This window comes from Peribacillus sp. P4_C12 (genome assembly GCF_056402095.1).
Genome location: NZ_JBFUIB010000126.1, coordinates 1 through 9033 on the forward strand (window position 1 = coordinate 1; position 9033 = coordinate 9033).

Genomic DNA, 9033 nt, shown 5'->3' on the forward strand with positions numbered 1-9033 from the left:
ATAAAGGGAAAAATTATTGTTCGTGACGATCAAGGGATAAAGTATGTTGCAGAAGCGGGCGACGTTTTAATTTTCACTCCTGACACAACCGTTATTTTTGATGGTGAGAGCAATGGGGATGCCATTTATACCGGACACCGTTTGCCTGAACCATTATTTATGTAAAACGTTAAAAAAGCCAAATAAGTCTAGAAGAATTTCATGAAACATATTTGCTTTGGGAAGGGTGATGATGGGATGCAATTTTCTCGATCATACATTCCAGAATCGCCTAAATATTAATAAAACTAACTAAGGAGTGAAGAAAATTGGCTATTAATAACACAGCAGTAGACGAAGGGGTTATGCAAATTCCAAGTTGGTGGACTTGCCCATCAGGGTATGAGGAACTTCAAGAAAAGGCGCATTTAATTGGGAAAAATCATTTACTTCCCCGGGCTTCCATTTCTGATCAACAAAGCGTTTATCCCCGTGAGAGTTTAAAAACAATCGCTGAGGCTGGGTTTGGTGCTGTTACCATTCCGGCTGCTGATGGAGGACTTGGAGCCGGGTTTACCGGATTTGCTGTATTAGCTGAAAGTTTTGCCCAATATTGCGCTTCTTCAACAATGTGCTGGGTAATGCATACAGCAGCAGTACAAACGCTTTATACAGCAGGAACACCAGAACAACGTAAGCGCTATATCCCTGGGGTACTTAAAGGAGAAGTTGGTGGACTGGCTTTCAGTGAACCGGCAACCGGAAGTCATTTTTGGAACGTTGTCAGTTCAGCTCCGCGATATGGCAATGGGTACTTATTGAATGCAGATAAATCATTTGTCACAAGTGCTGGAGAAGCGGATTGGTATGTTGTTGCAACATCTTATCCAAACAGTTTAGAGAAAGATAATTTAATGTTTTTACTTGTAAAAAACGCACAGGATGGGGTTGAATCTTTTCCATTTTCAGCCATGGGTCTACGTGGAAATTCCAGCGGTCCAATGAAATTTAATGATGTTTTTGTCCCAACCGAAGACCGCCTTGGTGGTGAAGGTGGAATGAATTATTATAATGACAATACAATCGATCCATTGTTTTTATTAGGAACTGCTTCCTGCTGGACTGGTATTGCTCAAGGCGCACTTAACGCGGCGATTGATAGTGCTAAGAAAAAGGTTCACGCAGATACGGGGAAAAATGTTGCCAGTTATCAAGTTATACGTCATGAACTGGCAAAAGCTCAAATTTTGGTCGACAGTTCAAGAAGCTTGCTCTATCGAACAGCTGCGGGAATGGACGAATGCATTAAAAAGGGTCTTCCATTATCAGAGTGTCTTTACCCTCTATGGCAGCTAAAGACCCATGCAGCTGATATTGTCATCCAAGTAACAAATCAAGCACTGCAAGTTTCAGGCGGAAGAGGATATCTGACAGGTCAAGTGGAAAAATTCTTACGCGATGGTCGCGCCGGTGCACTAATGGGACCTACCAACGAAATTTTACGTGAATGGATTGGTCGTACCTTAATCGAAGTTCCGTGGTTTGAATAAGAGGGGTTTGAAGTTTTAGTAAATCCTTTAATATAGAAAATTTCTGTTAAAAAGATGACGATGATCATTTTTATGATCATCGTTCATCGGGCTTTTTATCATATAAGATTGGAGTTTCACTGACATCATTAAAAAAATTGGAGTAACTTTGAATCCATTATTCCAAAATTTCATTTTTGATAATTGGCGATAATTCACCATTGTATTCCATAGCAAAGTGGTTGGAGTATTTACCTTGTACAAGCCCGTTCCTGACTCGTTTATCATGAGGTAGGAAAACTTTAAGATATAAATTGATTTTCGATGACAGAAACAATTATAAGGAGAGGAAATAAAATGAAGTTACTGGGAATTTCAGGGACGATTATTGGATCGAAACCCCGGGTTGTCGTTCAAAAAGTATTAGATGAAGTACAGCGAAACCAACCGGAAATCGAAGTGGAATTGCTTGATTTGAAAGATTATAATGTTCAGTTCTGTGATGGGCGTGATCCGTCAACATATAATGAAGATACGAAAAAAGTGATTGATATCGTTTCCTCAGCAGATTTTTACATTATCGGTACACCGATCTTCCAGGGTTCAATCACCGGCGCTCTTAAAAACTTGTTTGACTTAATTCATCCGAAGGATTTTCGCAACAAAGTAATGGGGTTTATTGCCACTGGAGGAACGTATCAACATTATTTAGTCGTGGAAAATCAACTGAAGCCAATCGCTGGTTATTTCCGTGCGTTTGTTGCACCAGGATTTGTTTATGCTCATAATGACCATTTCAGCCCTCAAAATGAACTGGTTGATAGAGAAGTACTAGAGCGTGTGGCCGCTTTGAGCGAGGAAGTCATCTTTATGCAAAAAACACTAAAAGGGACCAAGAGTGATCACCAGTACAGTTAATTTGGACCTCATGTAATATAAAAAAGAACATCAAATGTACGTGATGTAAAGGTAAAACAAGTAAATGGCAATACACATCCAATCCACAATACAATTTGGTCGAGACGAAGCTATAAGCAACACGTCTTTCGCCGCAATGAATCTACTGTTGGCCGTGTAAAAGCAAAGAGCTTTGACACTTGACTGATAGGTGTTTTTGTTTTAGAAAAATCCCTGAATGCGTTCAATGTATCGCTACAATCCTTCAATGTTAATAACTTTCGGTAATACTACATCTCCTGCGTGTCTTTCAAGTCGTCTTTCACTCGACGAACTAATCAGCAAAGACACTTTCTAGTTTTAACTTCTCGCAAAACTTCTTTTAGTAGAGGAATTCTTGACAAAAAATGTTTTAAAACTGTGTGAAACGTATTCACACAGTTTTTTAAAAGGAGATTGTAACTCAAAAAAGATGGAGGTAAATATATGAGTACAGAAGATATTGTTTTAAACAAAGCAGTAGATGTTGTTTTGAAAGATTCAGATGATGTTGTTTTAAAGAATATAGGATCGAGTAATCCGTTTATTAGTCAACTATATTCTGATTTAAATAACCGACTAGAGGAAATTGAGGACCAAGATTTTGAGGTAAACAAAATTACATTTTTAGATACTTTCGCTTCAATTCTTTTTGTTATTGCAATCAGTGTATTTCTAATTTTTTTGATTATCAATTAAATAAGATATAGAGAGTTATCTTTGCTTCCTGATTACACAATCTAAAGTTTTAAATAATTTTTAAAAATTAAAGAGTGTTTATGCTTAGTTGAATTTGGAGCCGTGAGAAAGGAAAGAAAATTGAAAGCGATTTCAGAGGTCAGGAGGCGTATTATGAGTGAAAATACATCTATTTCAAAAGATGTGGCATTTGGTTTTTTACCTGCTAGAAAAAATGATAGAGTTTTAGGGTTTTGGAGCCTTCTTCTTGTTCAACTGGGGACAGGCTTATCTTGTTTTAGCTTGCTTACCGGTGGATACACTGGAATTATGTTAGATGCTAAAGATTCAATCGGTGCCATTTTCTTCGGAAATGCCATCCCAATATTTTTATTTATGCCTATCGCGATTTATTTTGCTAGATATGGAATTGATACGTTTGTCGGATTTAGAAGTTCGTTGGGGTATTCTGGGGCTAATGTATTTTACGGATTGTTTGCAATAACAACAATAGGATATGCTACATTTTGCATGTATATGTCAGGTCAGGCAATGGTTGAAATATTAAATTTGTTTAACGTTAATAATATATTTACTGTAAGTAGTTTTGGTGTTCCTTTTTTCTCCGTTTTGTTAATTCTTTTTTGTCTTTTTGTTACTTCAAAAGGACCTATTGTTATTAAATATTTCAACTGGGTTGGGGCTCCAGCAATGCTAATACTTATCTTGGTATTACTAGGAGTGGTTTTATTTGGTCAAGGATTAGATAAGGTGTTTGCGCTACAACCTGCAGAACCTTACGATACTGCCAGAAGATCCTTTGCAACAGCAATAGAGCTAAACGTAGGGCTTGCATTTTCTTGGCTTCCATATATAGGTCAATATAGTCGTCTTTCCAAAAATGAAAAAGGTGCCTTTAATGGCGGATTCTTTGCTTATGGAATAGGATTATGCATTGCAGCTATTTTAGCCGTTTTTATGGCGTTGGTGACTGGATCGTTAAATCCAACAGACTGGATGACAAAAATCGGTGGTACATTACTTGGAGTCGTCGGCTTAGCACTTTTAATTTTAGGAAATGTTACAGCGGCAATTTTCTATATGTACTCGCAAGCTATTAGTTTTAAAACAATATTTCCTAAACAAAAATGGGGGGGGGCATTGGCGGCTAACATACCTATTATATTTTTGGTTATTACTCCTGCTTTTTATAATTCATATAATATTTTTATACYGCTCATTTCATTTAGTATGTCAGTATTTAGCGGTATTATTGTTACCGATTTTTTCTTTGTTAAAAAACAAAACATATCTGTGCGAGATTTATATAATACAAATGGAATTTACAAGTACTGGTACGGTTTTAATCCATCAGCGATCTTAAGTGTTATATTAGGAACAATCGTTTATTGGCTATTGTATAATCCATTATTAAATCATCCAAGCGAGCTTTTCTACTACACGACTGCTGGTATTCCAACTTTCTTTGTAACCGGAATTTGTTACTATGTTGTATCAAAATATATTTTTATCTATAAAGCAAATAATCTTAATAAAAGCGAAATTACAAAATCAGCTGGATGAATTAAAAAGAAACATTTAAGTAATAAATAAGGTTTGAAATCCCAGGGTTTGAGAGGAGAAAAAGATGAAAACCAAAAATATAAATGGAATGATTAACGAGTTTCAAGGGTTTATATCATTTGTTGAATCATTACGAAACTTGAATGAGGATATGTGGACATCCCCAATTGCTGAAAATAAATGGAGTGCTCGAGATATTATCGGACATATTATGTTTTGGGATAAATATATTCTTGAGGAAGCAATTGTAAAGATATACACAAACCAATCTGTAACCGTACAAGATTTTAATATTGATGAATTTAATAAAAATGCTGTTGAGTATGTTAAAACAAAAGATCAAGAAGAGATTATCAATCAGACTTTACATTATCGACAAGAACTAATTGATACTTTAAAGCTGCTATCAGAAGAAAAGTTATTTAATAATTATATCGATAGTAGTGGTAATAATTTCACTGTTAATAGTTTTCTAGAAGATTTTATTCCACACGATGACCATCATAAACGGCAAATAGAAGGGTTTTTAAAATCAAGGCTATAAGATTTTATTAACACAGCTATTAGATCCATAGAATATGTTTATTTTCTTTTTCAACTAACAAAGATAACCAATAGAGTTAGGTTTCTCAATGGCGATAGGTAGAATTCCCTTGTTTCGGTTGGAGATATAAAAATAATACTTTTCTATTAAAAGGAGAACATATCATAATCAAATAGGTTCTCCTTTTTGATTTGATAGATTCGGTCAAAAAAGGTTTTGTCCCAATCTTGAAATACCTTATTTTTGTTAGTTTAAGAAGTTTGATACTTCATGTTATTTTATGTAAAAATTTAACTTCATCTCGATAATTGAGAAAATCAAGTAGGCTTTTCTGATTTTTAATTAAGATTATCCAACTTACATGAAGAGATCGATCGGTTAAAAAGCAGTAGGGAAAATAATAAAAAGTATTGAAGTAAAAATTAAMAAAAATAGAATACAATTATTTGAGCCAAAAGCAAAGGTATACACTTTATTTAAAGTGGTTCACATCTATAGAGTAACTATTATTTAAACTCATGTTTACCGATTCATAAAAATTATATTACCGGAAAATTCAGTTATAAATACCCTTTTTCTGCAACTTGACTCTGTTCAGGAGCAACGAAAAAATCGTGAAAACTTGCTTTTAGGTATGAAAAAACGATTTTATTTAGGAGGGAATTATGAATTCTGTAGAAGCTGCAAGAACTAAATACAAACAAAAGATGGTTCGTTGGGGATTTATGTGGGCTTTATGGGCTGCTATCTTATGGGGAGCATGGTATGTGCCTGGATCTGCTATTTGGTATGAGTTTCCCTTTACTACTCTGGCTGATACAAATGCTGAGTATTTAACAGCAACAGCTGTAATTACCGCTTTAAATGCAATATCAGTCCTATTCTTTATGTTTGTATGGACCGGTGTTCTCGGTAAGTGGAAGGAATATGGGCGAACTCTTGTTCAATTTAGAAAAATAACTAAGTGGTATTTCTTGGCTGCAATATTTGGAGGACCAATGGCGATTTTTGGGAGTTTCTTAGCAATCGGTTATATCGGTGGTATTTTTGCAGCTGTTGCAGCACTGATGTATCCGATTGTAGGATCCATATTAGCGTATAAGTGGTATGGTGAAAAGATAACGCGAAGAGCTATTATAGGTATTGCTGCAATTATTGTAGGAGGTATTGTCGTATTTGCTCCAGGTATAATAGAAGAAATACAGGGTAGCAGTTCAGGTGCTTGGTTGGGATACTTAGGAGGTTTAATGGCTGCAATTGGCTGGGGTGTTGAAGGAGCTATTGCTGGAAGAGCATTAGATGTCACAGACCCTGATGTAGGCTTAACTCTTAGATTTACAGGTGAAGTATTCTGGTGGGTAGCTATAATCCTACCATTTATTTCAATTTTCATGGATGCACCTGTCCTTAAAACAATTTTACAAACCATGACAATTTTACCGATAACCTGGTTACTTTTAGCGGGTATCACATTTGGTTTTTGTTACGTTTCATGGTATAAATCTTTCCCATTGATTGGCGTTGGAAGGGGTCAAGCAATCGGGGACTTATATGGATTATTTGCAATAATTTTTATAAGTATCTTCACACTTACTATGCCCGAATGGAATTTCGTTTTGGGAGCTTTGGTTGTAATTATTGGAGGGTTTGTCATGTTTACTGAAAAACGGGATGAAGAGGAAATTCGATCAGTGCCTTCGGGTAGTCTAACGCCTTCAGCTAATAAAAATAATGAGGAGGTGATTTAAAATGGGTAAAATTCATATTAAAGGAAGGATTTTGCAAATAATTCATGAAAATACCAAGGAGAAAAGTGGTAAAGGGATATGGGATTATGATATAGCAAGGCAAATTCTTAAGGAGTATGAATTGGCTGGAGCTTATGCAATGGGCAACGTGCGAGTAACTTTAACTGACTTATTTTCAGGTGCACTTATCGAAACCGTTGAAGAAAAATTAGACGAGGGAGAGCACTTCGGTGCGGGCAGGATATTATTTAAGTTTGCTCTTACAAGTTTTGGTGAAGAGCGGATGCATGATACCGGAATAATTTAGTGAAGTTAAAAGGAAAGAAGGGAATTGTATGTTAGAAATGAGCGAGTTTTGGGGATTTGCATTTGCTCCATATCTATCGATAATTGGAATCCCTGCATTGTCACTATTATGTCTTTATATAGCAAGGTCATATGTGATAAAAGTATAAGGTTGTTAGTTGACTGGGACATAATAGTAGGGAGAAGTAAAAGAATTGGTCCTTTCAAAAGTGATCGGTAAGATTCTCTTGTGTTAGGAAGGGCATGGTCTTAACGAACTTTTTTTCATAAAAAGGAGAAGCCTTTGATTATTAGAAGGTTCTCCTTTTTATTTAGATAGATACTGTAAAATTACATGAAACATAAGGTAAACTCTAACAAAAATAGTAATGTTCCCGCTAAACTCCCAATTTATCAATGCCGAGGTGGGGCTAAAAAGTTTCTGGATTAACAAGGATTTCTGACCCATCTAAAGCACCTCCATACCGTATTACTAAAACCTATCTCTCCTTCTACAAACCTTCCTCCGAAGAAGGTAGCGAGTAACATATCCACAGTAAAATAAGAGATAAGATTTCAAATAATTTAGAAAGAGCGAAAGGTTTAACTATTTGCTTAAATCCAAGTAAGAATGTTTAAGATAAAAAGAATATTGGTTATAAGAGAAAGGATAATTGGAACCTTTAATTCCTCCATCTATAAATTAAATTCGGGATGATAAATAGTTCAAATCAATAGCCATTATTACAGCACCCAAGAACGTTTTAATATTTTCCCTTAGAGCTTTTTTATGCTGTTTTTCAATATAGTATAAGGAAAATTTAAGCTGTATTGTTTCCTATTTGAAATTTCTCTCTCCTTAAAATATTCTCATTCAAAGAGATAATTTTTTATTTTCCTAATATTTTATATACCATTAAAGATTTTATCTATCCATCATTCCTAAATAAAGGAGAAAAAGGGAAATGAATAAGGCGAAAAATGGATAATAAAATATTTCACCTTTAAACAAAAAAGGCAACCTCACCAAATGGTGAAATTGCCCAGAAAGATGTTTATTTTTACAAAAATTAGGATGGCATTATAATCACAAAATTGACAGCTCTTTATAGTTATATGTTTCTGTCTATGGATTTTTTTACCAAGATAATATATAGTATGTTCTTCTATTTTTATAAATTACTAGTCATGCACTTAAGAGTATAAGGGGATAACTTTTTGCCTAACCCTACTCTAGATTTGCATGTCTTCCAAACATAGTTTGGCCGGCTAATTCCTTTTGATCCATCACGCTTAATATGATAGAGTCGAATAATAACAAGAGACTTTGCTCGAATAAGGACCCCATAGGCTGTATGGTTTTGTAGTCACTGTCTGCACCAGCCTTAGGTTTGGCAGGTATTTTAATAGCTAAATCGCTTATTTTTCCAATGGTCGAATCAGGGGAAATGGTGACAACTGCGACAGTTGCTTCTAAACTTTTAGCCTTTTCTGCCATTGACACCAAACTTTTTGTCTCTCCTGAACCAGAAGCGATAATTAAAATATCATCTTTTTCTAAACCAGGGGTTACGGTTTCTCCCACTACAAAGGCTTCTAACCCCATGTGCATCATGCGCATTACAAAAGACTTGGCCATAAATCCAGAACGACCTGCACCCGCCACAAAGATTTTCTTGGATTTAAGTATTCGATCCACCAATTTTTCAGCTTCATCTTCAGATATTAATTCGATTGTCCGATTTAATTC

Annotated in this window: 8 protein-coding genes; 7 read left to right on the forward strand and 1 reads right to left on the reverse strand. The window is 35.3% G+C overall.

Annotated elements, in window-relative coordinates:
- Positions 1–308 precede the first annotated feature (308 nt).
- From AC1DUW_RS15520 to AC1DUW_RS15550, 7 genes are all read left to right on the forward strand, one after another.
- Positions 309–1529 carry an acyl-CoA dehydrogenase family protein gene (locus tag AC1DUW_RS15520; RefSeq protein ID WP_477642906.1) on the forward strand — a complete coding sequence of 407 codons (1221 nt, stop codon included), beginning with the start codon at positions 309–311 and terminating at the stop codon, positions 1527–1529.
- 336 nt (positions 1530–1865) lie between these two features.
- Positions 1866–2426: an NADPH-dependent FMN reductase gene (locus tag AC1DUW_RS15525; protein ID WP_379151911.1), complete on the forward strand. Its 561-nt coding sequence runs from the start codon at positions 1866–1868 to the stop codon at positions 2424–2426.
- Positions 2427–2891: 465 nt separating this feature from the next.
- Complete coding sequence (locus AC1DUW_RS15530) at positions 2892–3143, forward strand: hypothetical protein (protein ID WP_430090772.1); 252 nt, start codon at positions 2892–2894, stop codon at positions 3141–3143.
- Between the two features lie 153 nt (positions 3144–3296).
- Positions 3297–4706 (forward strand): purine-cytosine permease family protein, encoded by a 1410-nt coding sequence (locus AC1DUW_RS15535; RefSeq protein WP_477642907.1) that lies wholly within the window; start codon positions 3297–3299, stop codon positions 4704–4706.
- A gap of 64 nt (positions 4707–4770) precedes the next feature.
- Positions 4771–5250, forward strand: coding sequence for a DinB family protein (locus AC1DUW_RS15540; protein WP_477642908.1), 480 nt, complete (start codon positions 4771–4773; stop codon positions 5248–5250).
- A 665-nt stretch (positions 5251–5915) separates the two neighbouring features.
- Positions 5916–6998, forward strand: coding sequence for a DMT family transporter (locus tag AC1DUW_RS15545; RefSeq protein ID WP_340454632.1), 1083 nt, complete (start codon positions 5916–5918; stop codon positions 6996–6998).
- A 1-nt stretch (position 6999) separates the two neighbouring features.
- On the forward strand, positions 7000–7305 hold the full coding sequence (locus AC1DUW_RS15550; protein WP_477642909.1) for a hypothetical protein: 306 nt from the start codon (positions 7000–7002) through the stop codon (positions 7303–7305).
- Positions 7306–8511: 1206 nt separating this feature from the next.
- Here the strand turns inward: AC1DUW_RS15550 and hxlB are convergent.
- The coding region (gene hxlB, locus AC1DUW_RS15555; protein WP_477642910.1) for a 6-phospho-3-hexuloisomerase at positions 8512–9033 on the reverse strand (522 nt) is incomplete at its 5' end.